Annotated in this window: 22 protein-coding genes; 9 read left to right on the top strand and 13 right to left on the bottom strand. The window is 45.4% G+C overall.

The features are described from left to right. Nucleotides 1–365: transposase (locus QUB77_RS23285; protein ID WP_333178607.1), on the top strand; the 365-nt coding region annotated here is incomplete at its 5' end. A gap of 102 nt (nucleotides 366–467) precedes the next feature. Continuing rightward, nucleotides 468–2,816 carry a hypothetical protein gene (locus tag QUB77_RS23280; protein WP_333177615.1) on the top strand — a complete coding sequence of 783 codons (2,349 nt, stop codon included), beginning with the start codon at nucleotides 468–470 and terminating at the stop codon, nucleotides 2,814–2,816. A 313-nt stretch (nucleotides 2,817–3,129) separates the two neighbouring features. Here the strand turns inward: QUB77_RS23280 and QUB77_RS23275 are convergent, their stop codons facing one another. Both QUB77_RS23275 and QUB77_RS23270 read right to left on the bottom strand, forming a co-directional pair. Further along, complete coding sequence (locus QUB77_RS23275; RefSeq protein WP_333177618.1) at nucleotides 3,130–3,327, bottom strand: DUF5615 family PIN-like protein; 198 nt, start codon at nucleotides 3,325–3,327, stop codon at nucleotides 3,130–3,132. Next, a complete protein-coding gene (locus QUB77_RS23270) occupies nucleotides 3,324–3,557 on the bottom strand; it encodes a DUF433 domain-containing protein (protein WP_006632006.1) in 234 nt (77 codons plus the stop codon). Before QUB77_RS23270 ends, QUB77_RS23275 begins: the two co-directional genes overlap by 4 nt. Before the next feature lie 146 nt (nucleotides 3,558–3,703). On the opposite strand from QUB77_RS23270, the gene QUB77_RS23265 reads away from it, so the two are divergent. The 4 genes from QUB77_RS23265 to QUB77_RS23250 all read left to right on the top strand — a co-directional run bounded on the left by QUB77_RS23265 (nucleotide 3,704) and on the right by QUB77_RS23250 (nucleotide 6,175). Then, the gene (locus QUB77_RS23265; protein WP_333177806.1) at nucleotides 3,704–3,964 is read left to right on the top strand and encodes a sulfiredoxin; all 261 of its coding nucleotides are present in this window, start codon (nucleotides 3,704–3,706) and stop codon (nucleotides 3,962–3,964) included. A 68-nt stretch (nucleotides 3,965–4,032) separates the two neighbouring features. After that, complete coding sequence (dps, locus tag QUB77_RS23260) at nucleotides 4,033–4,584, top strand: DNA starvation/stationary phase protection protein Dps (RefSeq protein WP_333177621.1); 552 nt, start codon at nucleotides 4,033–4,035, stop codon at nucleotides 4,582–4,584. A gap of 391 nt (nucleotides 4,585–4,975) precedes the next feature. Next, a complete protein-coding gene (locus QUB77_RS23255; RefSeq protein ID WP_333177624.1) occupies nucleotides 4,976–5,608 on the top strand; it encodes a helix-turn-helix domain-containing protein in 633 nt (210 codons plus the stop codon). A gap of 240 nt (nucleotides 5,609–5,848) precedes the next feature. Further along, nucleotides 5,849–6,175 carry an STAS domain-containing protein gene (locus tag QUB77_RS23250; protein ID WP_333177627.1) on the top strand — a complete coding sequence of 109 codons (327 nt, stop codon included), beginning with the start codon at nucleotides 5,849–5,851 and terminating at the stop codon, nucleotides 6,173–6,175. Nucleotides 6,176–6,231: 56 nt separating this feature from the next. Here QUB77_RS23250 and QUB77_RS23245 read toward each other — a convergent pair whose 3' ends face one another. Further along, a complete protein-coding gene (locus tag QUB77_RS23245; RefSeq protein ID WP_006632014.1) occupies nucleotides 6,232–7,368 on the bottom strand; it encodes a PP2C family protein-serine/threonine phosphatase in 1,137 nt (378 codons plus the stop codon). Between the two features lie 417 nt (nucleotides 7,369–7,785). On the opposite strand from QUB77_RS23245, the gene QUB77_RS23240 reads away from it, so the two are divergent. Next, entirely contained in the window at nucleotides 7,786–8,265 is a 480-nt protein-coding gene (locus QUB77_RS23240; protein WP_333177630.1) for an anti-sigma regulatory factor, read from the top strand. Between the two features lie 342 nt (nucleotides 8,266–8,607). Here QUB77_RS23240 and QUB77_RS23235 read toward each other — a convergent pair whose 3' ends face one another. The 8 genes from QUB77_RS23235 to QUB77_RS23200 all read right to left on the bottom strand — a co-directional run bounded on the left by QUB77_RS23235 (nucleotide 8,608) and on the right by QUB77_RS23200 (nucleotide 17,897). Then, nucleotides 8,608–11,316 carry a hypothetical protein gene (locus QUB77_RS23235; protein WP_333177631.1) on the bottom strand — a complete coding sequence of 903 codons (2,709 nt, stop codon included), beginning with the start codon at nucleotides 11,314–11,316 and terminating at the stop codon, nucleotides 8,608–8,610. A 369-nt stretch (nucleotides 11,317–11,685) separates the two neighbouring features. Continuing rightward, a complete protein-coding gene (locus tag QUB77_RS23230) occupies nucleotides 11,686–12,399 on the bottom strand; it encodes a calcium-binding protein (protein WP_333177634.1) in 714 nt (237 codons plus the stop codon). 103 nt (nucleotides 12,400–12,502) lie between these two features. Further along, on the bottom strand, nucleotides 12,503–13,042 hold the full coding sequence (locus QUB77_RS23225; RefSeq protein ID WP_333177637.1) for a DUF4347 domain-containing protein: 540 nt from the start codon (nucleotides 13,040–13,042) through the stop codon (nucleotides 12,503–12,505). A 184-nt stretch (nucleotides 13,043–13,226) separates the two neighbouring features. Further along, entirely contained in the window at nucleotides 13,227–13,649 is a 423-nt protein-coding gene (locus tag QUB77_RS23220) for a hypothetical protein (RefSeq protein ID WP_333177639.1), read from the bottom strand. Between the two features lie 333 nt (nucleotides 13,650–13,982). Beyond that, the gene (locus tag QUB77_RS23215) at nucleotides 13,983–15,230 is read right to left on the bottom strand and encodes a sigma-70 family RNA polymerase sigma factor (RefSeq protein WP_333177642.1); all 1,248 of its coding nucleotides are present in this window, start codon (nucleotides 15,228–15,230) and stop codon (nucleotides 13,983–13,985) included. Between the two features lie 380 nt (nucleotides 15,231–15,610). Further along, nucleotides 15,611–16,387 (bottom strand): DUF1350 family protein, encoded by a 777-nt coding sequence (locus tag QUB77_RS23210; protein WP_333177644.1) that lies wholly within the window; start codon nucleotides 16,385–16,387, stop codon nucleotides 15,611–15,613. A gap of 154 nt (nucleotides 16,388–16,541) precedes the next feature. After that, a complete protein-coding gene (locus QUB77_RS23205; protein WP_333177646.1) occupies nucleotides 16,542–16,853 on the bottom strand; it encodes a hypothetical protein in 312 nt (103 codons plus the stop codon). Nucleotides 16,854–16,865: 12 nt separating this feature from the next. Continuing rightward, nucleotides 16,866–17,897, bottom strand: a complete 1,032-nt coding sequence (locus tag QUB77_RS23200; protein ID WP_333177648.1) for a glycosyltransferase family 2 protein — start codon at nucleotides 17,895–17,897, stop codon at nucleotides 16,866–16,868. 1,144 nt (nucleotides 17,898–19,041) lie between these two features. On the opposite strand from QUB77_RS23200, the gene ggt reads away from it, so the two are divergent. Beyond that, on the top strand, nucleotides 19,042–20,772 hold the full coding sequence (ggt, locus tag QUB77_RS23195) for a gamma-glutamyltransferase (RefSeq protein ID WP_333177650.1): 1,731 nt from the start codon (nucleotides 19,042–19,044) through the stop codon (nucleotides 20,770–20,772). A 527-nt stretch (nucleotides 20,773–21,299) separates the two neighbouring features. After that, on the top strand, nucleotides 21,300–22,181 hold the full coding sequence (locus QUB77_RS23190; RefSeq protein WP_333177652.1) for a choice-of-anchor L family PEP-CTERM protein: 882 nt from the start codon (nucleotides 21,300–21,302) through the stop codon (nucleotides 22,179–22,181). A gap of 460 nt (nucleotides 22,182–22,641) precedes the next feature. On the opposite strand, the gene QUB77_RS23185 is transcribed toward QUB77_RS23190, so the two are convergent. Both QUB77_RS23185 and QUB77_RS23180 read right to left on the bottom strand, forming a co-directional pair. Next, nucleotides 22,642–23,853: a pentapeptide repeat-containing protein gene (locus QUB77_RS23185; RefSeq protein WP_333177655.1), complete on the bottom strand. Its 1,212-nt coding sequence runs from the start codon at nucleotides 23,851–23,853 to the stop codon at nucleotides 22,642–22,644. Nucleotides 23,854–23,961: 108 nt separating this feature from the next. Further along, on the bottom strand, nucleotides 23,962–24,810 hold the full coding sequence (locus QUB77_RS23180; RefSeq protein ID WP_333177658.1) for an alpha/beta hydrolase: 849 nt from the start codon (nucleotides 24,808–24,810) through the stop codon (nucleotides 23,962–23,964). Nucleotides 24,811–25,000: the final 190 nt, after the last annotated feature.

Below are 25,000 nucleotides of genomic sequence, written 5' to 3'. Positions count from 1 at the left end.
CATCAGTCAATTTAATAGGTACAACCGATGCAATTACATTTGAGGCTTTTATCATCCGAAAGTTAGTACCAAAATTATGGAAAGGTGCTTGTGTAGTAATGGATAATTGTACTATTCATACCGGAGAAGAAATAGAAAAAGCCATCAAAAAGAAAGGTGCAAAATTAATATATTTGTCGCCCTATTCGCCCGATTTCTCACCAATTGAAAATTTATGGTCAAAACTTAAAAATATTCTCCGTTCTATCAAGACGCCTAATTATCAAGAGTTAGCAAAAGCCATAGACTTTGCATTTAATGAAGTTACATCAGACGATATTTGGAATTGGTTTACTCACTGCTGTTATTGTACCTCATCTTTTTGATAAAGGCTATATCAAAGTTATCTATCCGAGTTGAGTATTTTAATAAAGTCCTGCTATCATTGGGATCGAGAACGAAGTATCATCGTTTAGGTGAGTTTTACAGTGACCAAGAAGAAACGGAAGAAAGAGAAAACATCTGCCCAAGCAAATAATAAAAACCAGTCGAGAGGTTTTGGTACTCGTCGCGTCGAAAAAGAATTTACTGGATTCACTTATCACAAGATGTCATCACCGTTTGAGGGAATGAGTGAAGACGAAGTATTTGAAATAATTAAGAAATTAGGTGAAAAATTCGGTCAACAATTTGATACCTCTTTTGAAACATTGGAACAACAAATTTTTCAGGTTGAGCCTTGTTCTTTACTATCGCTTTTTGCCTACTACGGTTTAACTACTTCACCCGGCATAAATCGTGAGTGGACTGAAAAAAATCCACTCCTTCAACATCATGTAGAATTTATACAAGGTCTTCTTCTTCAGCATTCACAAAATTCATTTGATTGCCGACCAGCTCTACCACAAGACTTTGTTGAGTTTCGCCAACTGGTTCAGGATGTCACACGTGGATTTCAAATGAAGCCTTTATCCATAGCCGATCCATCTACAACTATAGAGCAGCGTCAGAAGTTTATCACAGTAGAAACGATCAGGATAGATACTCAAGCTGTACGTAACTGGGGATATCCACAACAAGTTAAGCGGATTGTTTCGGATTTATTTTCTAGTCTGGATGATACGATTGAGCAAAGAATTGGAGTTCGAGTTGTTTGTTTAGTTGAAATGTGGTTCAAAATACTCGATGTTGTTGAAAGCAGAATCAACCAGCATTGGAATTTGGTTATGCCTGCGCTCCGAGCCAAAAACACCGAAACAGCTATCAAAGAATATTATCAAGCTTTTCCCGCTCTTACTTCATCTCCAGAAGACCTCTCAGCCTATGTTCAGGAGGAAGGTTTAACTCTTGACGGCTTAAGAGCTATTATTTTCAGTCACAGTGATTTACGACTAAAACATATTTACACATTAACACTTGATACGTTTGTAGATGCTTACCCAAAAGCTGTTAATCCAGAAGCATTAAAAAATGTGCTGGATGCCTGGTCGCTATCTTTCGGAGATTTATCAGACTGGAATCCAGAACATTTATTTCTTGGCAATCCTGTTTGGCAGAAACCTCTCATCAAGCTTGAGGTTGGAACTTATTTCTGCCCAGTCATAACACTCTTCTTAAATTATTTCATAGATATTATGGAAGCTATTATTAAACCTCATGCTGAAATTTATAAAAAATATGAAGAGCGTAGGGGAAAATTTTTGGAGCAAGAGATTTATCAGCTTTTCCAGAAAGCTTTTCCATCTGCCAAGCTCTATCAAGGTAGCGAATGGTTCGATCCTACAACCAAGAAGACTTTTGAAACTGACCTTCTGGTTTTACTCGATTCCTATTTGCTAGTTGTGGAGGCTAAATCAGGTAGAGTGACTGAAGCGACAAAGCGTGGGGCATTTGAGAGCCTAAAGAAGATTGTCAAAAAATTACTGGTGGAACCATCAATTCAATCCAAGAGATTTTCAGATTACCTAAAAAACAATTTAGGTTTGCATCAGTTTAAGAATCGCAAAGGCGAATTAAATGAAGTTGACTGTTCAAAAGTACGTGAGGTGGTTCGCTTGAGTATTACTTTAGAGTCATTGGGTACTCTTTTTTGTCGCTCAACCGATCTGAAACAAGCGGGTTTAATTGCATCTGATATTGAAATGTCTCCAACTATGTCTCTTGCAGATCTCGAAATTATCTTTGAAATTTTGGAAGGAAGTTGTGAGAAAATACACTATTTAGTGCGGGGAGCTGAATTTGAGAAAAATGCTGATTATAATGGCGATGAGATTGATTTGCTTGCGTTCTATCTTGATACAGGGTTTAACATTGGGAATGCTGAGTTTACTCAACAGCCTCTTTCCTTACGTGGTATGTCTAACATTTTTGATCCATTTTTTATGAAGGAATTACCTAAAAGTGAAACTCCTAAACCGAAGCGTAAATTAACACGTTGGTGGAGAAGCATTATCCAGCATATTGAATCACGGCAGCCTGAGCGTTGGAGTGAAGTTGGTTGTGTACTTCTCAATTTTACTCATGATGAGCAAACAAAGTTTGAAGAAGGGTTCAAACGAATTAAAAAAATTGTCCATAAGTTTTGGGAACTACCCGATCGCAATGATACTTGTACCTTAATTAATAAAACAGTTCCAGAGCGCGGAGCAGTCGCTGGCTTCGCCTATAAGCGTATTGATAGAGAAAAAAGAAATCGAAGAATGAAAAATGCCGTGGATGAAGCTAGGAGCATTTCTCATGTCAGCCGAGTTGTGGTTATTGGGGTAGATGTTGAGCAAAATGATTATCCATACAGTGTAGCTGCCTGGGATCTCAGTGAAGATGACAATGCTTTTTAGTAAATGGACAATTGACAAGGGAAAATATAGTTTGAAAGCTCGAAAATTGAAAAGTGTAGACCGCAATCGAAGAATTCCGTCGCAACGAACGGTTGAGCGATTTTGGTGTGGATGCAGAGTTTAGTAGTCGCTGAACGCAATCATTATTCCGTTATCAGCAATATTGGCTTCAAGGGTTGTTGCTGATTTCGACGATCGCCTCTCCTTGACGCAATCGTTCTATTGCATGAGGTAAAGTGGCAGTTAACAATTGTCGCAGGTTACGGTTTGTTAAATTGCCACAGGTCAACCACAAAATTTGAGGGGGTGCTCCTCATCGACATACCAAATCGATGAAGTCGCTGTCTTTAGTCATAATCACAGCTTTTTCGGCTTGTGCTGATTCAAAAATTTCGGTATCTTGGGCATCTCGAAGTTGAATATCTCGCAACGCAACCGCTTCTAAATTAAAGTTATCTGTCAGCCAATTTGCCAGAGTTGGTGGCAGTTGAGCATCGATCCATATCTTCATGCTGTCAGTCTTGGGAAATCGGTACGTCGTGCAGCAAACAGCAAGCAAGCTTGAATATCTGCAAGCTCCAAGTCAGGGAAATCTTCTAAAATCTCAGTAACGCTGACGTTCTCAGCCAGCATTTCTAAGATGTCGGTGACTCGAATTCGCATTCCTCGAATGCAGGGACGACCACCACACTGACCGGGGGTTTGGGTAATGCGAGTTAACAAGCCAGTCGTTGAGTTCATCAGGGGTTGCCTGTAAGTTGCTTTGTTCGTCTCCATCTTACTGAGTAATCATCTCGAAAGCAGGTTTTTGCGTATGTCATCATTTTTATTGCCAAGTCGAAGTCATTACGAGTATGATTAACCAAGAAGAAAAACATACCAACGCCATGAGGATCGAAGAAATACCCCTCAACCAGATTCGCCGCCCCCTGCCGCGAGTCAACGACCAAACCAAAGTAGCCGCCCTCATGGATTCCATCCGCGAGGTAGGTTTAAACGAACCCATCGATGTGCTAGAAGTAGATGGTCAGTATTACGGATTCTCCGGCTGCCACAGGTACGAAGCTTGCCAGCGCCTGGGTTTAGAAACTATCCGCTGTAATGTACGCCGAGCTCCTCGTGCCGTGTTGCAGATGCACCTAGCCTGAGCCTCTCAACAGCAATTCACGACAGGTAAATATTCGATCGACAATCACTAATAACAAGCTAAAAACCTATGACTACCAACAATCACAAACAACATCTTTACCCCACCCGCATCGATATGTCAGCCGCCACCCGCTCTCAAGTAGTCGGGCTGCTCAACGCCACGCTGGCAACGACTCTGGACTTAAAAACTCAAGTCAAGCAAGCTCACTGGAACGTCAAAGGCATGGACTTCTACCAGTTGCACTTGCTATTTGACGAAATGGCAACAGAACTCGAAGAATACATCGATTTAGTTGCCGAACGGGTCACAGCTTTGGGCGGTTTGGCTGTAGGAACAGCCCGCACAGCGGCTGCTGATTCGATTTTGCCAGAATTTCCTTTCGACATTTTAGATGGGAAAGAATATGTGACGGCTTTGGCCGATCGCTACGCACCCTACGCCCAACACCTGCGAGTCGCCATCGACAAAGCAGACGAACTCGGCGACGCCGACACCGCTGACTTGTATACCGAAATCTCGCGGACAATTGACAAGCGTTTGTGGTTCCTAGAAGCACATTTGCAAGGTTCTGCGACAACTGCAACAGCCGCCGCCCCGGAAAAAGTAGGCGTCAGATAGCCACAAAAACAGTTGTGGGGCGGGCCGAACAGCCCGCCCCAAAAATGTATTTCGTTAAGGCTCGTGACAGTTTAGGATCGAGAATATGTCCATTTAGTGAACAAACCTGACGGTCAACTGAGTACAGTGAGACCGCAGGCTTCTTTTTCCTTTTTTTCAAAGGCTTTTTATAGTGAGGTAGTTCCACCCCCACTTGCTAATATAGTATCAGAGTATTTCCCGAGCATCTTGGGGTATAAAAGAATAATTGTCGGTTTCCGTACCTACACCCGACGAGCCTTTCATCCCAAGGAGTCATTCCCAACGGGGTACGGGGCGCAGCGCTCTGATTAATCCCCTCTAAATATACGCCCGGGACTTCCCGGCTAATAGTTAATTTGGATGAGTTTTCGTGACTGCCAATATTCCTGATTATGCTCCTCAACTGCAACGGCTGATGCAACAAGCGGGGCTTTCGAGCGATCGAGAACTCAGCCAAAAAGCAGGAGTTCCCGAAATTCAGGTCATCCGCCTGCGTCGCGGCTTAGCTTTGAAAACCCGAACCGACATCCTGCTCAAAATTAGTCAAGCTTTGCAAATTTCCTTAAATGAACTGCTCGCAACCTTGACGCCAGATTATGTAGAGTTAGAACAGGCACCACCGACAGCCCTAGAACAAGAATATCAGCGCCTGCAAGCTTCGATGGAACAGCAGCGAGAATCTTTGATGCAGGAATTCCAGCTATCTAGCGTGCAAATTTTAGAATCTTGGATGTTGCAGTGGCCGACTGCTGCGAGCAAAGCTCAGGAAAATCACAACTTGCGGGCTCAGAAACTACTGCCCTTGCTGCGCCCAGTCGAGCAGTTATTGGAGCATTGGGGAGTGGAGTCGATCGCCCCAGTCGGAGCCCAGATTCCCTACAACCCCCAACAGCACCAGCTCATGGAAGGAACAGCCGAGCCAGGAGAACCCGTCAAAGTCCGCTACACAGGCTACAGACAAGGCGACAAACTGCTCTACCGCGCCAAAGTTAGCCCAGTTTGACTAATACCCAGAAGGCATTCGGCAGAACAAAGATTGTCCCTATCTCAAAATTCACTCCTGGCGAAGCCCTACGACTCGGATCAGCGTTACGATCCGCGAAGATCACCCTCTTTTGCACTCAAAACTATTCTCTCGCTCTCAGGCTCTGGCGCTTTCCCCCTCTCTTATTTGGATCGGAGTCCATCTCGCAGCTATACTAGCCTAGTCTGGCTAGAAATTCTGACATTCCCACCGCAAAATATGAGTCCTGTAGTTAAAATTATTCAGCCCTCTGGCATTTTAGACGGCACCAAGGCAAGTCAATTCCGCCAAGAGATTAGCGACCTAGTGGAAGCGGGAGCCGATGTGGTATTGATAGACTTCACTGATGTGACATTTATGGATAGTTCTGGTTTAGGCGCTTTAGTCTTGGCGCTCAAAACAGTCCGGGCCGCTGGGAGTCAATTAGTTGTCTGTTCTATCAACGAGCAAATCCGCATCTTATTTGAACTCACCAGCATGGATCGAGTTTTCGAGATCTTTGCGACCCGCGATGCTTTTAATAGCAAAATTCTCTCAACTAATTAAATCTTTGGTGTGCTGCCTTCTTGCTATTTGGTCGCAGATGCAATGCAAGAAGTCAGCTAGCCAAAGTTTACCTTGAGTAAAGACCAATCATCATCAAAAACTGCTTTAGCGTTCAACTTTTGAATGTAGTTCAAAACCAGCTCTAACTGGTCGGCACTTGCACCGTTGTAAGCTGCTAACAAATCTACGAAAGGGTCAAGCCCCCAGATATTGCCGTCAGGTTGGTGGATCTCGTATACCCCGTCGCTAAAGATGTAGAGAGTGCTCAAATCCTCGACATCGCAGCAATTATCGACATAGGGGGCATCGGGGAACATTCCGACCGGCATTCCGGGGGTTTTTAATCGCTGGATTTTAGCAGTGCTTGCAGGCGACTGGGAAATCAACACGGCCGGTGGATGGCCAGCGCTGGCATAAACTAGCTGCCGAGAAATGCGGTTGTAAACGCCATACCAGATGGTGAAATACTTGTCATTTTGGTAGCTCATCTGGAAGGTGGTGTTCAGGGCGCGCAAAACGTCGCTGGGTTTGTAGTAGTCTATGTTGGGGAGCGTGCGCGATCGCAACAAATTCAGCACGGCCACAGAAGGCAGGGCCGCCCGCAAACCGTGACCGGCTACGTCGAGCAAGTAAATCGCCAAATAATCGGCATCTAGCCAGTTGTAGTCGAAGCAATCTCCCCCCAACTGCCGCGAGGGAATGAATTTTGCTTCGATGCTAAAAGGTTCCGTCATCGGATCTGGCAGCAGCGATTGCACGTACTCGGCGGCCTCGGCTAACTCTGCTTCCAGACTTTGCTTGGCTATTTTCAAATCTCGGCTGAGTTGGTGCAGCCTCAATCCCGCGCGTACTCTCGCCTGTAATTCGTTGAGTTCGATCGGCTTCGAGATAAAATCGTCGGCACCGGCGTCGAGCCCTTTGACTCGATCGGCGATCGAACCCAAAGAAGTCAACAAAAAGAATTGTGTAGTTGACAGATCCGGATCTGCCTTGACTCGACGGCAGACATCGATGCCGGTCAAGCGCGGCATGATCCAATCGCAAATTATCAAGGCCGGACGCAATTTTTGCGCCTGGGCTACACCGTCTTCGCCATTGCTTGCTACTGTTACTTCGTAACCCTGTTTTTTCAGGGTTCTTCTCAGCAGTTCTTGAACAGCCGTATCGTCGTCTATAACCAGAATTTGAAACATGGGCACTTAGGTACTACAAGTTTTTCAAGGTCTGGGGGTCATTTAAAATATATCCTGTCAGCGCCCTTGTCTGAGATTGAGTATAGTTGATTGACATCGCTTTCGAGGTAATTGCTTTTGAGGGCGGGTCGTTGAGTTCAATTTACGTTAAAATTTGATAGAAATTTGGCGCGATCGAACTTCACTCAGTTTATACTCAGAATATAAATTTTTATAGACTTTTATTTGCTACCGCCGCTGGTTGACATGAAAATGCTATTTATGGTATAGTGGCTAACCGATTAGTGGATTAGACATCGATCGACGGCCCACCAAAGCTAGTATCCTCAAACAACCATTCAATTTTTCCGCCGTTATACTGTGTCTGGTTGTATTTTGTCTCGTTGTATTTTGCCCACCGGCCGATGAAGAACTTCTGTGGTGAGCGTGATTGAATTAAAGGGTTCCGAAAAGTTGCCGATGCTAAAAAAAGCGGATCTTCAAGTCAATACAGGTCTGAATGGATTAAGCTGGGTTTTGTCGTGGTTTGCACAATTGTACGACTCGCGAATTCCTACAAGTGTGTGGATACGGTGTCAGTTGGCTTTGGCTGAGGGCTTTACGAATGCGGTGCGTCACGCCCACAAGGGCAAACCACCGGATTTGCGTGTTGACATTCAGGTGGCGGTGTTCGTTGAATCTTTAGAGATTAAAATTTGGGACTCTGGCGATCCGTTTGATTTAGAGAAAAAAATCAAAGATATTTCGGAAACAGTCGATATTCACTCTCCGGGCGGGCGGGGGCTAAAATTAATCAAAGACATCGCAGACAGTATTAGTTACGAGAGAACGGCTGATGGACGGAACTGTTTGTCGATCGTGAAAAATTATTCGCCCTGTATCGACGATCGAAAATAACACTAATATTTTTAGCGGGTAAGGGTTGACGGTAGCCGTTCTTCCCTCTACCCTAAGAACCGTGCGCGACTCTTAAGCCGCTACGCAGCTTATGATATTTTGATTTGACTGTACCGCCCTAGATAATGGCAATTCCCATAGCATCGGTATTCCCGGTTCTTCCGTACTTAGTACCCTAAAATATTATGGCACTGCAGTCCGAAGCCGGTTAACTCGCAAAGGAGGTAATCTCGGTGAGAGTCCCTATTGGCTTAGATTTTCTCAAACCGTTCACAGGCTGGGATGAGCCAGAAGTCGGATTTTTTATTTGAGCAGATTAGTTGGCTTCTAATCTGAGTAAGATTAACGAGAGAGCGGATTAGCTGGAGAACCAATGCGAAAGAGGATTGTAAAAACATTATCATTCAATAATAAACGATTCCCAAAAACATCATCACCATAATCATATTGCTTATTTTGCCAATTGAGGGATAGGGTAGGACTGTTGTAGTTATTTTCCAGTTGCCAACTTACACTAGCACCGTAGAGAGAGCGAGTGGAGTTTTTATCGATGGGGGCGATATAACCAGACAGAGTGAGAGTGCTTAGAGGACGGATGGTTAACTCAGCGAGTAAGCGATTGTCGTAGGAATTGGGTAGGATATCACCAAAATAGTTGGTCAAACCCAGAGAAAAAATTCCCCAATTCAGGCGAGCGCTAACGGCTACTTCACTAGCGGGAGAAATACTAAGTACATCACCAATTTTTGTTTCTCGATCGAGAGCATAATTGAAGCCACTTGATAAGGTTAAATTGGCCCGCCTACTGAAGCGAAAGGTTTTGGCTACACTCCCCCAAAGTTGGCTGTAATAATCCCGATCGGGGTTGAGATAACCAATCGCACCGCCGCGAAAACTCCAATTGTTTAGCGTGTTTCTCGTGTAATCAGCACCGAGGTAGAGTTTGGGCTTTTCTGAAGCAATCACACCCGTATAGTATCGCAGGATATCTTCACCTCCCGTCCAGTTTCCGGTAAAGCTGAGATGAGGATAGTAACCGGTTTCTTCCCGATAGATACTTTCTCTCACAAAGTTGACATCTTGCTGTAAAAAGCTTAAATAAACTTGGGCATAAAAATTCTGCAAATTGGCAGTAGAATACTGATTTTGGTTAACCGCAGAGAATAACTGTACATTGGTATTTGCTCCACCTTCTGCACCAGCATCCACAAGGGTGACTTGTGGCCCTGTTGGATCGTAAAAGATTCGACCATCTTCAAGAGCGCGATCGATCACGGGAGAAAGACCGAGCCAAAGGCTGTTATAATTCGCTCTAGGAACTTGACTTAAGCTGGTGACATTAGGCGTTAAACTTTCTGCCCGTCCGAGTCCGGCGGAATATATCGTAAAACTACTGCTGGGTAAACGAGTATTATTAGCCGCTAAAAATAAGTTGCGGTTGATATTAGTATTGACGGGATTTTTACTGCCTTGTAGGTCAGGAATGACATCGGGTAAAATTTGCGCCCCCGCTTGAATTGCCGTATTTAGCCAGCGATTTTCATCATCAACAAAGAGAGTAAATCCTCGAATCGTCCGTCCTAAAACGGCTTCTCGATCATTGGCTTTTACAACTTGACGAACTCGGGAAACAGTACCTGCAATGGTATAGTCAACTTCTTCTTTTCTCTCAATTTTTGTTTTTTGGGATTGGCTGTTTCCCGGATAAGCACCAGAATTGGGAAAATAAAAATCGACGCCAATCGGTTGACTGCTGGTTCCGCCTTGAAAGCCTGGAAGCTGCATAAAAGCCAAAGTTTCTGGTTTGAGAACCTCCCCAACTTGAGACGTTTGAAAGACGCGGGTAGGTACGAAAAACTCTGGATCTATACTATTGCGATCGATAACTAAACCTGGGGTATAAGTACATTGTTGGTCACTGGGAGTGTTGGGAAAAATACAAGCCGCCGTTAAACTCATTTGAATTTCTAACCCCGTCATGGTTTGGGGTGCGGTAGTTGTGGTTGTAATTGTTCGTTCTAGGGGAACAGTCCGCAGTTGCAAATAAGTGCCTTTTTGGTCTACTCTATAAATATTATTTCGGCTTAAGCTTTCAATAACTCGACTGTTAAGTTTGAGAGTGCCATTAAAAAAAAGATCGCTGTCTGTGGTGTCAGCAAAAGTATGGAAACCACTAAACTCCCATTCAGTTAGATGGGTGATGGGAATGTCATTGAGAGGTAAAGTAGTCGTGAAGGGGCTAAGTTTTTCGTCGGGCGCGATTCGAGGTGGAATAATGTAATCGGGGTCAGTAGATGGCGCTGAAGGTTGGGGTAATCCGTTAAGATTATTAGGTGATGGCGGTTTTGTGGGTTCAGGTTCAGAGGCTAAATTTGGGGATGAGGGTTCCAGGTTTGTAGCAGAAGTAGACCAGTTTGGTGTTTCTGATAAAGGGGTGGCTTGTGGAAGGTCGGAAACGCTTGGAACGCTTCGAGGTGGAATAATGTAATCGGGGTCAGTAGATGGCGCAGAAGGTTGGGGCAATCCGTTAGGATTATTAGTTGATTGGGGTTTTGTGGGTTGAGGTTCAGAGGCTAAATTTGGGGATGACGGTTCCTGGTTTGTAGCAGAAGTAGACCTCTTGGGTGTTTCTGATAAAGGGGTGGCTTGTGGAAGGTCGGAAACACTTGGAACGCTTCGAGAGGGAATAATGTAATCGGGGTCAGTAGATGGCGCAGAAGGTTGGGGCAATCCGTTAGAATTATTAGTTGATTGGGGTTTTGTGGGTTGAGGTTCAGAGGCTAAATTTGGGGATGATGGTTCCTGGTTTGTAGCAGAAGTAAACCAGTTGGGTATTTCTGATAAAGGGCTCGTTTCTGGAAGGTCGGAAACACTCGCAGCAGAGGAATCCAGTTGATTGGATGTGTCGAGTAAATTGGAGCGATTTTCTGCTAGGGCTGGGGTTGAGTAAGCGATGCTAAGGAGCGTCAAACCGACGAGAATACTACCATTGTATGCTGTTGAAAGGATCGCAGTAGGGTTAGCGATAAATTTGTGGATTTTAATCATCATTAAAAGCGCGGCAATTAGGGATTCAATATATTAGTTAATACAGTGATTCAACCCTGATATCCTGATGATTTAATAACAATTAAATTTCTGGCTTTAATATTGTTATCTATAGCGCGTCTAAATCATTGGTACAAATATGTAGGGGTAGTGCCAAGAGTTCCTACCCCCACGGTTCGGGGCAACCACGGGGGGTTTGCCGCTACAAGAATGACACAATTTATTTAGACTCGCTATAGCTGCAATAAAAACATATTTATTGTGATGAATATTTAAGAATTATAAAATCCGAATCAATGGTGCGCTAACGGAAGTTAACGCACCTGATAATTTCAGAATTTAGACAATTAGACAGGCGCGATAGCGCTAAAATCATTCGTACCAGCCGGATTTTGGGATAAAATTCCTCTCCCCAATCCCGGCGGAATTTGTGTTAACTAAAGAAGCGAGGGTTTCTCCGGTTGATGCAATTTTAATTAAGGTGGAACTACCACTTTGGGCAATCTGTAAATCGCCGAAAGTTAAACCTCCATTTAATCGGATTATGTCTTCGCTACCTTGGAAGCCATAGATCAGATCCTGACCCATTCCTGGTGCAAGGACAAAGGTATCAAATCCTGCATCCCCGTAGAGCCGATCGCTCCCTGCACCGCCATTGAGGATATCGTCACCATCACCCCCATAGAGGATGTCATCACCGTCACCACCGAGGAGTTCGTCGTTACCGGCATCACCGTAAAGGCGATCGCTGCCATTGCCTCCCCGCAACCAATCGTTATCATTGCCACCATAGACAATATCGTTGCCGCCACCGCCATTGATGGTATCGTTTCCGGCATCACCGTAAAGGCGATCGCTCCCTGCTAAACCGTCGATTTGCTCACCAGCGGCTGTACCCCGAAGAATGTCGTTATTGCGTGTACCGTAGATCGTCTTGTTGATCGTCTCATCGATAGGATTAATATTAACCACCAAGTCCTTCGGGTCAGGCCACCCTCCCTGATAGGTAGTAGTGTCGGGGTTTGTGGTTGAGAGTTCCCAATTATTGATGATTTGGGATAGTGACTGGTCAGACTCGCTCGCCATGAAATACTTTCTCCTGAAAAATAGTGAATTTGCGTCAAAGTAGCGAAGAGATAATTTACCTCCATACACACCTGAAAACTTGGCGGTGAAATAGTTACAGAGGTCAGCGTGCAAAAAAGTCGCAGAAGTTGCCGCCGTGGCCGCCAATTGCCGAATTGTTACTGAAGCTAATACCGTTCGTCCTCACCACACCGCTATTGAGCAACAGCCCACCACCGAGTCCTGCGACACTGCCAATGGGTAGGGCAGAGGCAGCGATTTGAGCGCCTGTTAGTTTGTGGAGTCGTGCGATGAACTCTTGGCCAGCATCTCCGGCTGCAACGTTACAACCATAGAAGACGAGGTTGGCAAGATTCCACTGTTGCAGTTGAGTCGCATAGCCGTTGAGGGTATCTAAACTCAGTTGGCTATTTCCCAGATACAAGCAACCGGGGGAACCGTGGGAAATAATATGAACGGCATCAATATTCTGACGGTGTTGTAAAACCAGGCTAATTTGTTCGATGCCATCGGCCGTCCCATCTAAGACAAAAACTTCAGTAGTGCGAATGACCCCCTCAATGAGTAGATCGGCGTTTTCTACTCCAGCATCGAGAAAAACAATTGTGGTGGCTGGATTGATAGTTTTTGAAGTATTGAGCATGGGTTTTCTCTGGGGAATGTCCTGTTATTCATCCGAAGGTATTGCGGATAAAAACACCCTATTAATAAGGATCTCGGCTGACTGGTTGGTTCGAGGGAAGCGGAGATCCTGATCTGATATTTGAACGGAGATAAAATTGATTGACCGGTGAGGTTAGCTGGGTAGCTAACCTTTCACAACCGTTCTAGGGAGTCGGAGACTTAACAACAGCATTGCCAGTACCGGTACCAATCTGCACGGTGACAGTTCCAGCACTAAAGGTATTGTTTTGTCCGTTAGCTTTGTCGGCGTCAGCAACGGGCGTAACGTCGAAACCAGTCGGACTGCCGACAGTAGTAAAAGCCTGTATCCCTGCACTACCCAGAGCCCAAGCTGAGTTCTGTAAAGCATTGCCCCCTCCAGCAGCACTGTAGTTGAAAGCAGCAGCAGAAGCATTTTCTTTACCCACAGCAGCCGAGACAGCCACACCTGTAACCCCCCCATCGCCGTTAACCGTGAAAGCCGCGGAACCTGCTATACCACCTTCACCGGCACGGGCTACGGTAGCGAAACCAAAAGCATTGAGAATAACGAGACCACTAACGAAAGCAATACGACGAATCATCATTTTTCAACTCCAGGGTTGGTTTTTTGTGTTCTATTAGTTAGACGTTTCCCGAAGGCGATTTGTGAATAATTCAGTCTTTAGATAGATGACATATATAACCTTTGGAGGATGAAACGGTTCGAGGGAAGATTTGACAAACTCCTGCTACGCAGTCCATCTCTTCCTGAAAATCTAGATTGGCGAAACCAGGGATGCCGAATTTTTCCATGCCAAATTCCGCCTAGCGCCATATCGCGCCCAGCGCCAGTGATAGAGAAAGCGGGAATATGGGGGATTGCAGCGCGACAGCATTACTGTCGCCTGCACGCCAATAGATTTTGGCTTTCCCAAGACTCAGAAAGCAATCCGCTGTAAAAACTGATTTAAAGCGATTTTCTGCCTGCCTATTTTTCCGATGGAAGAAAGCCAGCCGCCGCCACTGTCTGCCCACATCCTCCTGTACAGTAGAAAAGGCGATACAGAAGACGCACCGTTGCGCGATATGCCTCCGGCACCCTGGCGCGATCGCATTTCTGGCGATCGAACATCGGTCAAGTATTGTTTTTCTCTGTGGAGAAACTGGGAATACAGCGGATTGCAGTCGCTGATGGTACAACCGCCCTGTGCGGGCTGGATTAATGCAGCCGGCACACCCAGAGCTTTTTGGCTTTCCCCAGACTCAGAAAGCACTCTGCTGTAGGCGTTAGGCGCGATCGCTTTTTCGCTGTCATCCCCCAGACTATTAGCCAATATCCGTAGGGGCGAATAATCGTTCGCGCCTCGATGCAAAACACACACCGCCGCTTCTTGAACTTCCCCACCGGCAACAATTTCTCTTTCTCCTATCTCCCCATCAGATTTAGCATTCACTAAAACCGATTCTTGAATTTCCCCACCGGCAACAATTTCTCTTTCTTCAATCTCCTCTGTAATCGTTTTTTTTTCAACAATGTTCTGAAACTTTTTCCCTTTTGCAGACTGAGGAGAAACCCTCGACTTAGGATTAGACAAATCAGAGTCCGTCCCATCTTCCCCGAAATTTTCATTGAACCGCTGACGCAAAATTGCCCGCGCCTGGGAAATCCGCTTGCGGACGTTAGCGTAAGATATACCAAGCTGTTCGGCAATATTTTGATAAGATAGCCCGGATTCAAAATGGAGAATAAAAGTCTCGCGCAATCTATCTGGCAACTCATCTATTGCGGCGCGAAAAAATAATTCGACTTCTCCCCGCATAGCAGCGCCAACTGGTGTTTCTTCTTGGCTGATTAATTCGGTTTCGTTTCCTAAAGCAATGGTGTCTAAACTGTCAACTCCTACTGCACTTCTGTTGCGAGCTCGATGGATATCGGCGCAGAGGTTATAAGTCAGTTTGGTTAACCAAGCCTTAAAGTTTTTGATATCATCCGTACCATCTCTTGCTTTCTCCCAAGCTTTCAGCATCGCGCGACTGAGGGCATCTTCAGCATCGGTTGGGTTGCCCATCCACTTGCGACAGCAACGGTAAAGGTAATCTTGATTATCTTGCCATAATTTCCAAAAAGCTGAATCTATATCTGGAGTGCATGAGGAAGGGACTGATGCAGAACTAGAAATTAACATCTGTGGGTGCCGAAACTCTAAGTGGACAAACAACTTGCGATTAATTTAGGCAGTAATTTACCTAGCCTCAGATGCACCTATCGCTATGTTGACTCACCACTCAGGCTCAAGTCAGTCGGAAAAGTCGGATCTTTAAAGTCGGAAAAGTCGGAAAAGTAGGATCATCACCACTAGGAGTGCATAGCTGAGACATCCCTTTGGCAGTTTTAGGACTTACGCAAACGGCTTTTTAACACTATTGGTAGCGTAAGGTGCGCCATAACCACCCTACAGATAGAGTTTATGCGTAATTCCTAAGTAGTGTGTGCGCCGTAAGCACGCTACAGATAGAGTTTATGCGTAATTTTTCAATTTAATGTCACCAAGCTAAAATCTGAACTTTAAGATTTAAAATCCTTGGACAGAGGATTGAGCCACAGCAGAATTGTCCGTTTTAATTGATTTAATTCCCGATACACTTCTTGTTTGACCCATTGCCCGATCGCATCGAAGGGTGTAAAAATTTGACCCACAGGCCAGCTAACATCTTGACCCAATGGTGTTTGATGGTTGCCGGCTAGAGTCTGAACTGTAATCATGTCGGGAAATCGTGCTTTTAGCAGTTTGGTCAAAAGCAGGGTTTGGTCGATGTTGTCGCCGTTAAATTTGACTAAAAGATTGCGCCGGATTTGATAGCTATCTTGGACGAGGCGATTAGTCTCTTGCGGGGAAGGGGTAAACTCGACGTTAAAGACGGGGGAAATTTGCTCGACGATCGGGATTGCTTCTGATGCGGCATAATTGTTGAAAGAAATCAGAATATTGCCGGCTCGTTCTACCTCAAACACAGAACCGATGAGGAGGTGGAGTTTGCATCCCATGCTGTGTCCCATACCGTAGATGGGGAGATAGGAAGATTTGAGCAATTTAGTGGCGCGCAGGCGATCGAGGGCATTTTCAAATTTGTTGAGGACATCGCGGGCGATCGCAATATGATCCAAAGTATTGACAAACGGCGTTGCGACTACAACATATCCTTGGTTCCCCAAAGCTTCTAACAGCCAGCGATAGGTGAGTTGCGGTGCTGTCGCCACAAATGCACCGCCGAGAAAATGTACGATCGCGATCGGTCTTGAAGGAATTAATACCCAGTTGCCCGAAATTTCTTGCCAGTCCATAAATTCAATCTAATTCAAAGTAAAAAGGCGATCGTCCTCTGAAGGTAAAAGGCAGAATGTTTTATAAATTTTTGCTTTTATTTTCTGCATCAAAAAGGGGTTTGCTACCCATTTTTTCATTCAAAAAACTTTGCTCTTTACTTATATATGATATTTAGTGTAACTGTTTTGGCAGCAAATAGCACTGCGGGCGAGCGCTGCTATTTGCGTCCTGTGTAGGGTTGAAGTTGGCGATCGAATAAATCAAGGTTGACATCGGCTGGGGGCTTTCAAAGATTTGTATATCGTGTCCCCTCGCACGGCTGCAAGCCGCTGTAGCTGGTATTGCGGGTAATTGACCCGACAGGATATTAACAGTCAAATACGGCTCAAAACCCCAATATCGCGTATTAACCAGTCTCTGGGCGATCGGCTTCGATTCGGCTTTATTGGCAGCACCTAATTTCTTGACTAAACCCGCATACAACTATAACATCCTTTAGGACAGTCCCCCGATTTCAGACGATCGCTGGGGGTTTAATTCTGCCGAAGGATCAATACCTTCTGCCGTTTGATGACTCAACTTTTCCTTAGCCTTCATCCATTTCCACTTGTGCACAGTAGCTTGAGGGTTGAGCACTGTGGTAGCGAGGCCGTAAACAATAGTAGGTAAAACCTCCCGATTTAAAAAACTTTGTCCCAGCTTTCTCATGTAGTGCAGTGCCAAAACTTCTCGGAATTTGTTGAGCCTTTTCAAAAGAGGCAAATTCTTAAAACATAACTCTTCGTACTCGTGGAGTGATAACTCTTTTTCTCCCCGCAAGCGCCGCAGTTGGTTTTCCTTGACACAATCAGAAGCTATGCGCTTTTTGAGCCAGTGCTTATCTGTGAGAGAGTTCCCTCTAATTCGATAATTTCCCAAAGGTTCTGTCGCCGCTAGCAAGCCATACTTTTGAGCAACTTTGGTAAATAACTCTGTATCTTCTCCTACCTGCCAATCTTCTGCAAACCCGCCTTCTTGCAGTAGAATAGAGCGATCGACTACAACAGAAGACGGGAAAACCCAAGGACTTTCACCTGTCTCCTTAATCGCCTGCATTTCTGCTTTAGTTGTAGGATAGGTGGGAATGTAACTCAACTTGTTGCCGCGCTTGTCTAAATACCGCAAAGCGTGAGCCACAGCTTTGACTTCGGGATTGTCTGCGAGCATCTTCAAACAAACTTCTAACTTATTGGGTTCCCAGGTATCGTCGCTGTCGATAAACGCTACATACTCACATGTGGCGCGATATATCATTAAATTTCTCGACTTAGAAACCCCGTAATTTTGGGAATTCCTGAAGTATTGAATTCTCGAATCTTGCTCGACCAGCTTAGCAGCAACTTTGTCAGTAGCGTCAGTAGAGCAGTCATCAACAATTAAAATTTCTAGATTTTTGTGGGTACCATTGAGTACGGAGGCAACTGTCTCGGCCAGAGTGTCGGCAGCATTGAATGCAGGAATGATTACACTGACTTTTTGGCTGTTCATAACTTGCATTAAGGTGTGGTTGGGTAGTTGTTCACCGAAGTATAGTATCGAAGCCGACACTCTGACTCATTTACGTGCAAGTACCTGTAGTCAGGAAACTTGCCTACATACTGCCAATATAACAGGTTTACCGACATCAGTGCGATCTACCATAAGGAGGGGACAGCCCTTAGCAGGCGGAGTGCAGACTATTATTTGGCGGGCAATTTTTCTGACACCAAGGCTACGGGTGGGAGGGATTGAGGGTTTTTTCCGGGGGCTGGAGTTGTCATAAATTCGATCGCATCTTTTTGCTTTAATACGGCTTACCCAGAAAAATCCGGCATCATGCAGAAGGATTGTTTTGATAACTATACAGCTAAAAAAAAACGCTTTTCTGACCGAAAGCTTCCAGGATACAAGCCCCCGCATTTATCCGTGGGGTCAATGCTTCAATTCTTTAATCTAAAATCCTTCGACTGAGCGTCTGGGCCCTGAGCCTGTCGAAGGGTCACGCCGAAGTCTCAAATCTCAAATCGATTCACTCAGTTCGATCCCGGTTAATCGCTAATCATAAATTTGTTTTTCGTCCCCCAGGGGCGGGCGAGTGAGGACGTTATATTTCTCACTAAAAACCTAATTATAATTATTAAATCCAAGTTTAGAGCAAGATTGGGTAAATCCTGTTTTATTGATTTACTCACGCGTCGAAAAACTCCCCAAAAACTGCTATGCTAAGTCTGCTACATGTTGCATTGCCATAGCAATTACCTAAAATACTGATTGTTTTGCTGGCCATTGCTTAATGAGGCTCGGTAAAAAAATCAATTGAAACTTCCGAATTTTTGTGAATAATTTTATATGATTGGTCTTTTTAGTTTTTCCTAAAGTAAATTAGCAACGCCGTTTTTCTTCGTTCATCATTTTTTTGAGTTCAGTATTTTCTGAAAAAAGATGCTTTTTCTAACTTGTTTAATTATTAAATTGCCATAAGCTGTCCCTGATTTTTCTCTTCCTCTTGTACCGCGACAGGTTCCCAGGGTCAAATCGTTTCCCCATCTGCCATCACAGGTAATTTATTTGCGGTTGAACTCAGGACCGCTAGGTTTTAGGGAAGATGCTTCTAAAAGTATACTATAAAAAATCCTCGCCTCATCTGTAAAAAATGTTGCCAAAGTTCTTGAGCAAAGTGCAAATTTATACTTGTTGCCTAACAGTCTTGGTGTTGGGCGGCTGCCAGCAGCAGCTACAGACCACCTTGCAGCAACAGCGCAGCAAACAGGGAATGGCAGTTTCGGCTCACCCTCTGGCGAGCGCTGCGGGGCTGGCCCTGCTGCAACAGGGAGGCAATGCAGTGGATGCGGCGGCTGCTACCGCTTTGGCGATTTCGGTGGTGGAGCCATTTTCGGCGGGTATCGGCGGCGGGGGTTTTTTGCTCCTGCGGCGGGCCGAAACGGGGACTGTGCAAGCGCTGGATTTCCGGGAACGAGCTCCGAAACGGGCGGCGCGGGATATGTACCTCGACAAGCAAGGTAAGGTGCGCCCAAGGGCAAGTCGGGACGGGCATTTGGCGGCGGGTATTCCGGGTACTGTTGCTGGACTTTATACGGTGCACCGCGAGTATGGTAAGTTGCCTTGGGCCCAGGTGGTGGCCCCGGCGATCGCCCTGGCTGAAAAAGGCTTTCCGGTAAGTTCGCGCTTTACCACGGCTACCGAGCGACGACAGGATGTGCTCAAAAAAAACCGGGCGGCGCGTGAGGTTTTTACTCGCGGTGGCATTTTATACCAGCCGGGTGAGCTTTTGGTGCAGCGCGATTTGGCGCGGACTTTGCGACAGATTGCACAAAATCCGCAAAGTTTTTATACCGGAGACATTGCGCGGGCGATCGCCGCCGACATGGCTAAAAATGGCGGCCTTATCACTCTGGAAGATTTGAAAAACTATACGCCGATTTGGCGGAATCCGGTTTGCGGCAACTTTCGCACTTACGAAATTTGCGCGATGTCGCCTCCTTCTTCCGGCGGCGTTCATTTGTTGCAAATCTTAAATATTCTGGGAGATACCGATCTCAAGAGGTTGGGGAGGCAAAGTCCAGATACTTTGCACTTGCTCGCCGAGAGCATGAGGATTGCTTATGCCGATCGGGCTGAGTATTTGGGCGACCCGGATTTTGTAAGTGTACCGGTCAAAGCTCTGACTAGCAGCAATTATGGCAAATTGAGACGATCGCAAATCCAAATGTCAAAAGCCAGACCCTCCAGCGAGGTAAAGGCTGTTGACGCTGAAACTTTGAACCGTCTGCTGTGGGAGTCTCCCGAAACTACCCACCTGACGGTAGTTGACAAAGAGCGCAACGTAGTAAGCTTAACGTTTACCGTCAATGGGGGTTTTGGGGCTGGAGCCGTGGCCGCGGGTACGGGAATTTTGCTCAACAACGAGATGGATGATTTTGCAGCCGCGCCGGGAGTGCCGAATTTGTCCTCTGGTTTGGTGGGCGGGGAGGCAAATTCGATCGTCCCGGGCAAAACTCCTTTATCTAGCATGACGCCGGTCATCGTGACAGAAAATGGCAAATTTCGCCTCGCTGCGGGGGCTCCTGGAGGCAGCACGATTATTACCACAGTGCTGCAAATTGTGCTTAATGTGTTGGTTTACGACATGAATGTCGGCGATGCTGTGTCTGCACCTCGCGTACACCACCAGTGGCAACCGGATCGCCTGATGGTGGAACGGGGAAGTTTTGAGACTGCGACGCTTTCGGAGTTGCGGCGGCGGGGACACCTGATTCTCGAACGTGACGGCTGGGGCAATGCCAATGCGATCGTCCTGACTGCAGACGGTTGGTTGGAAGGGGCTGCCGATCGGCGCGGGGAAGGAGAAGCAAGGGGGTTTTAGTCATCAGTCAGTCGATTAGAGATTTTAGATTTTAGACGGAGGTGAGACTTCGGCGACTCAACGATTTTAGATTTACTCCACAGATGAATCTGCGAGGTTGAACTAGGGTCAAAAATTTTGATTTCTATACGACAGGAATACGTGGCACGGTATAGGTTTTTTGGGGGAGGTCATCTTTCATGAGTCATGAGTCATTAGCTATTAGTCATGACTCATGAGTCATTAGCTATTAGTCATTAGTCATTAGTCATTTTGAAGAGCGCCAACGGTATCAAAACCGGGTTTTTTGGGTTTACCGTGCGTAAGCCATGAAATTATTAGTCTGTGTACGTGTATTTTTGCATCCGTATTTTTGCGCTGAGGTTTATAAGCTGACTAATTGCCAAGAACTACCAAAAAGAATAAGCACAGAAAGCGTATATACACTTATGTGTAAAGTTATTGTAAAGGCACTAGACATTGATACTTATATAATGTAAAAATTAAGTTGTGCAGAGAATCAGGTTTGTATCTTCCAGGAAAAATTTATGATAATTACTCACAAAATTGCTGCATTAACAGCTACATTAACTACTGCTCTGAGTTTGTTGGCAGCGCCAGCAATGGCATTTTCGGTAGGGGCAACTAATAACACTGAGACTTTAAAAAATAATTTATTGGGGGCTAATACAGCCGGGTTGAGTAATTTCTCTGTTTCAATTAGGGGTAATTCGGCTGCTTTTGGTACTTTCACTAATGACCCCTTCGGTTTGACATCAGGTGTGGTTCTCAGCACTGGTAGAGTCGCCGATATACCGGGTCAGAATCGGCAAGATAACTTCACGACACTGGACAGCGATTTAAGCACGGACTTTGGTGCTAAGGGTGAACAGGGAGATGTGACTCAGCTAAACCTCAGCTTTTTTGCTGATACCACGGTTCAAAAGTTGTTCTTTGAATACGTATTTGCTTCTGAGGAGTTTCCTGAGTTCGGCGCTTATAAAGAATATAATGACGATTTTGAACTGCTGCTGAACGGCATTAATTTGGCAAAATTGAGCGACGGAAAAACAGTTACGATTAATAATCTTGTTCCAGAGCCATATAATCGCTCTAAAGATCACCCCGACTATATTGACAACCCAAGTTTCACAGGTATTGCTGCTAACATTGTTAAGCTCGACGGTTTTACTAAAGTTTTAGGTTTTGAGGGTTTGCTCAAGCAAAATCAGACGAATGTTCTCAGTATCCGCATTAAAGATGTGGGCGATGGCAAGTTAGATTCTGCTGTATTTATTAAAGGCGGTTCTGTGGGGACGGTTCAACCTGAGCCGGTTCCCGAACCGATGACTGTGGGGGGTTTGATGGCGGGAGGCGCTATGCTGGCTGCTGGACGAAAGTTACGCAATCGCCGTGCCGGAAGTAATTAATAACGGAAGGAAGTTCGGCAACGGATTATGTAACGGATGTAACGGATGTCCGTCGGAAGAAGGAAGAAGGAAAAAATAGAACAGGAAGCATTTTGGCGGTTGCTGTAATATGAATCTCGATTGGCCGTGTTGGATACGGAAACGGGGTTTGATGAACGAAAAGACCTCGTTGCAGTTCTTGAACCGGGTAAAAAAAGTTGGTTTGTGCGATCGCGATCGCGTAATATCATGTCAAGTAATTTAACCATTATGGGTACGCAGCGAGGAATGCAAGTCCTCATAAAACTCTGAGGACTAATTCCCTCACTACGAACCAATTTTATTGCGGTTGTTTTAGCGGACATAATATAAGTTTTTATCCAAAATTCGCGGCGAAGGGCGAATTTTTTTGTATTTGGAGTTGCAGCAAATATTGCGGGTAAAACCCGCGTCTACCACCACTGACTAAAAACTAAATAATTTAGCTATGAACAGTACCGTCGGGTAAGATTGTACCTGTTAATGTAGTCCGGGTAAGTTTGACCATAACTCGATCGCCATAACCGATTTTCGCTCCTGTTAAGTCAGCACCGCTCAAGTCAGCACCGCTCAAATCGGCTCCGATTAAGTTGCTTTCTCTCAAGTTGGCATTGATCAAACAAGCTCCTAACAAATTGGCCCTGAACAAGTTTGCTTGGTGCAAATTCGCGCCTGTGAGATTGACGTTGTGTAGAAAAGCATCACTTAAGTCGGCTTCACTCAGGTTTGCATTGCTCAAGTTTCTTCCTGAAAAATCCTTTTCTTTTAAGGAAGCTCCTTGGAAGTTGGAACCGCTCAAATCGGGAGCTTGTGGCCCAGCTTGGCGGTAAGACTGAGATGACTGAGATGGCGGCGGCTGCGATTGGTAGCGGGACGCCTCTGAATAGGGCCCTGCAGGGTTTCCCCCATAGTTTCCCCCATAATTTCCAGCATATTTTCCTGAAGAGGGTTCAGAAGAGTAGCGGGGTTCTTTTGGGTTGGTCGGTGGTGGCTGGGTGTTTTGGTGCTGGGTGTTTGGATACTGAGTATTTCTGTACGGATTGTTTTGGTACGGATTGTTTTGGTACTGAGTATTGGGTTGCTGAGTATTGGGTTGCTGAGTATTGGGTTGCTGAGTATTGGGTTGCTGAGTATTGGGTTGCTGGGTGTTTCTGTACTGAGTATTTTGTTGCTGAGTATTGGGTTGTTGGGTGTTTCTGTACTGAGTATTTTGTTGCTGGGTATTTTGTTGCTGAGTATTTCTGTACTGGGTATTTTGTTGCTGGGTAGTTTGTTGCTGAGTATTTCTGTACTGAGTATTTTGTTGCTGAGTGTTTTGTTGCTGAGTGTTTCTGTACTGAGCGTTTTGTTGCTGGGTGTTTTGGTGCTGGGTGTTTCTGTACTGGGTGTTTTGGTGCTGGGTGTGTTTGTGCTGAGTATGTTTTTGCTGAACGTTCTGATTCTGACCTCTTGGTTGAATCGATCGCAATTGTTCGCGAGCTTGATTAATTTCCTTAATCTTCTCTTCAGCTTTCTGTAGTAGTCTGGGATTGTCTTTAGGGATGCGATCGGGGTGCCAAATGAACGCTAAATCCTTGTAGGCTTGGCTAATTTCTTCTCTGGAAGCTCCCGGCAACAGTCCCAGCACTTTATAGTATTGGTCGAGGTCGTTCATTGTACCACCTTTCGCTTTAAGAAATTAGGAATTAAAAATTAAGATCGGAGCAAAAGCCGTTCTCAAAGCTTGCTTGTCCGATCGTACATTAGATGAACAATAACTCAGCTAAGCCGCTGCTGGCAAAAATTCTCGAATTCGCTGCAAGTATGTTGCGGCATCCTCCAGCATCGGAAAGTGAGCCGTATTCGGAATTATAACAAATTCTACTTTTTTGCTGAGGGAGGCCGCTTGCTCTCCCATGACGGCGGGGATAATTTGGTCGAATTCTCCGGCCACAAGCAGTGTGGGAACACTCAGCCGTGCAAATTCTTGGGGCATTTCCTCGGCTGCTCTTTTGCTGACGGCCGTCACCATTGTACCTATAGCAGCTTGCTCGTCTGCCATTAAAAAATCCTTGAGAAACGCCAGACTGTCCTCTCTGGGCAGGGAACGGCGCAAAAACCGGGCCATAAATAGCCGATCGGCAAACGGGATGGATGCCAACCAAGAGGGTCTAAATTTTACCACATAGCCACCGAATTTGTGAAAAGTTGTAAAGGCTTTTTCATCGTATTCAAAAATCCCGCTGCAAGTGAGAATTGCTTTTTCTACTTTTTCGGGGTAAAGGTTGAGAAATAAAGTAGCAATTGAGGCACCTGTGGAGTGAGCATTGAGAAAGACGCGGCTTAAATTCAGAGATTCTAATAATTCCGCTAAGTCGCGGGCGTAGGTTTCGAGTTCGTAGCTGGACTCAGGAGGCTCTTTTGGCAAGGGCGATCGACCAAAACCTCTCATATCATAAAGCAAACAATCAAAATCATCAGCAATAGCCCGGGCCGTGCTTTCCCAGTAGCGCGCTGATCCCGCCCAGCCGTGGAGAAATACCATCACTGGTTTCCCGCTAGGTTGGGCCGTGTTATCTGCCGTTATCCACTCGTAATAATGTTCTACACCGCGAATTGAAATGAAAGACATGATATTGATTTGGGATTCTTAGATTTTAGATTTTAGATTTTAACTCATAATTGTTCCGTAAATACCCAAATTCCCGACTTCTTAAAAAAGTCAGGAATCTCAAGACTACATCCCTCAAAAAAATCTGCGTTAATCTGCGTCAATCTGCCCACATCTGCGGTCAAAAATCACCCACATAAAAACTAATCAT

Source organism: Microcoleus sp. AT9b-C3 (assembly GCF_036705485.1).
In the GTDB taxonomy this organism is placed as follows: Bacteria; Cyanobacteriota; Cyanobacteriia; order Cyanobacteriales; family Microcoleaceae; genus Microcoleus.
The sequence above is the reverse complement of the archived record's forward strand: the minus strand, read 5'-3'. Positions and strand labels throughout refer to the sequence as shown.

Excerpts from the sequence above, each read along its gene's own strand:
- ggt (WP_333177650.1), top strand. The coding sequence starts at position 19,042 with ATGTTGCCAAAGTTCTTGAGCAAAGTGCAAATTTATACTTGTTGCCTA.
- QUB77_RS23210 (WP_333177644.1), bottom strand. The coding sequence starts at position 16,387 with ATGGACTGGCAAGAAATTTCGGGCAACTGGGTATTAATTCCTTCAAGA.
- QUB77_RS23220 (WP_333177639.1), bottom strand. The coding sequence starts at position 13,649 with ATGATGATTCGTCGTATTGCTTTCGTTAGTGGTCTCGTTATTCTCAAT.
- QUB77_RS23270 (WP_006632006.1), bottom strand. The coding sequence starts at position 3,557 with ATGAACTCAACGACTGGCTTGTTAACTCGCATTACCCAAACCCCCGGT.
- QUB77_RS23200 (WP_333177648.1), bottom strand. The coding sequence starts at position 17,897 with ATGAACAGCCAAAAAGTCAGTGTAATCATTCCTGCATTCAATGCTGCC.
- QUB77_RS23250 (WP_333177627.1), top strand. The coding sequence starts at position 5,849 with ATGAGTCCTGTAGTTAAAATTATTCAGCCCTCTGGCATTTTAGACGGC.
- QUB77_RS23190 (WP_333177652.1), top strand. The coding sequence starts at position 21,300 with ATGATAATTACTCACAAAATTGCTGCATTAACAGCTACATTAACTACT.
- QUB77_RS23230 (WP_333177634.1), bottom strand. The coding sequence starts at position 12,399 with ATGGCGAGCGAGTCTGACCAGTCACTATCCCAAATCATCAATAATTGG.
- QUB77_RS23235 (WP_333177631.1), bottom strand. The coding sequence starts at position 11,316 with ATGATGATTAAAATCCACAAATTTATCGCTAACCCTACTGCGATCCTT.
- QUB77_RS23225 (WP_333177637.1), bottom strand. The coding sequence starts at position 13,042 with ATGCTCAATACTTCAAAAACTATCAATCCAGCCACCACAATTGTTTTT.
- QUB77_RS23245 (WP_006632014.1), bottom strand. The coding sequence starts at position 7,368 with ATGTTTCAAATTCTGGTTATAGACGACGATACGGCTGTTCAAGAACTG.
- QUB77_RS23215 (WP_333177642.1), bottom strand. The coding sequence starts at position 15,230 with ATGTTAATTTCTAGTTCTGCATCAGTCCCTTCCTCATGCACTCCAGAT.
- QUB77_RS23275 (WP_333177618.1), bottom strand. The coding sequence starts at position 3,327 with ATGAAGATATGGATCGATGCTCAACTGCCACCAACTCTGGCAAATTGG.
- QUB77_RS23180 (WP_333177658.1), bottom strand. The coding sequence starts at position 24,810 with ATGTCTTTCATTTCAATTCGCGGTGTAGAACATTATTACGAGTGGATA.
- QUB77_RS23265 (WP_333177806.1), top strand. The coding sequence starts at position 3,704 with ATGAGGATCGAAGAAATACCCCTCAACCAGATTCGCCGCCCCCTGCCG.
- dps (WP_333177621.1), top strand. The coding sequence starts at position 4,033 with ATGACTACCAACAATCACAAACAACATCTTTACCCCACCCGCATCGAT.
- QUB77_RS23185 (WP_333177655.1), bottom strand. The coding sequence starts at position 23,853 with ATGAACGACCTCGACCAATACTATAAAGTGCTGGGACTGTTGCCGGGA.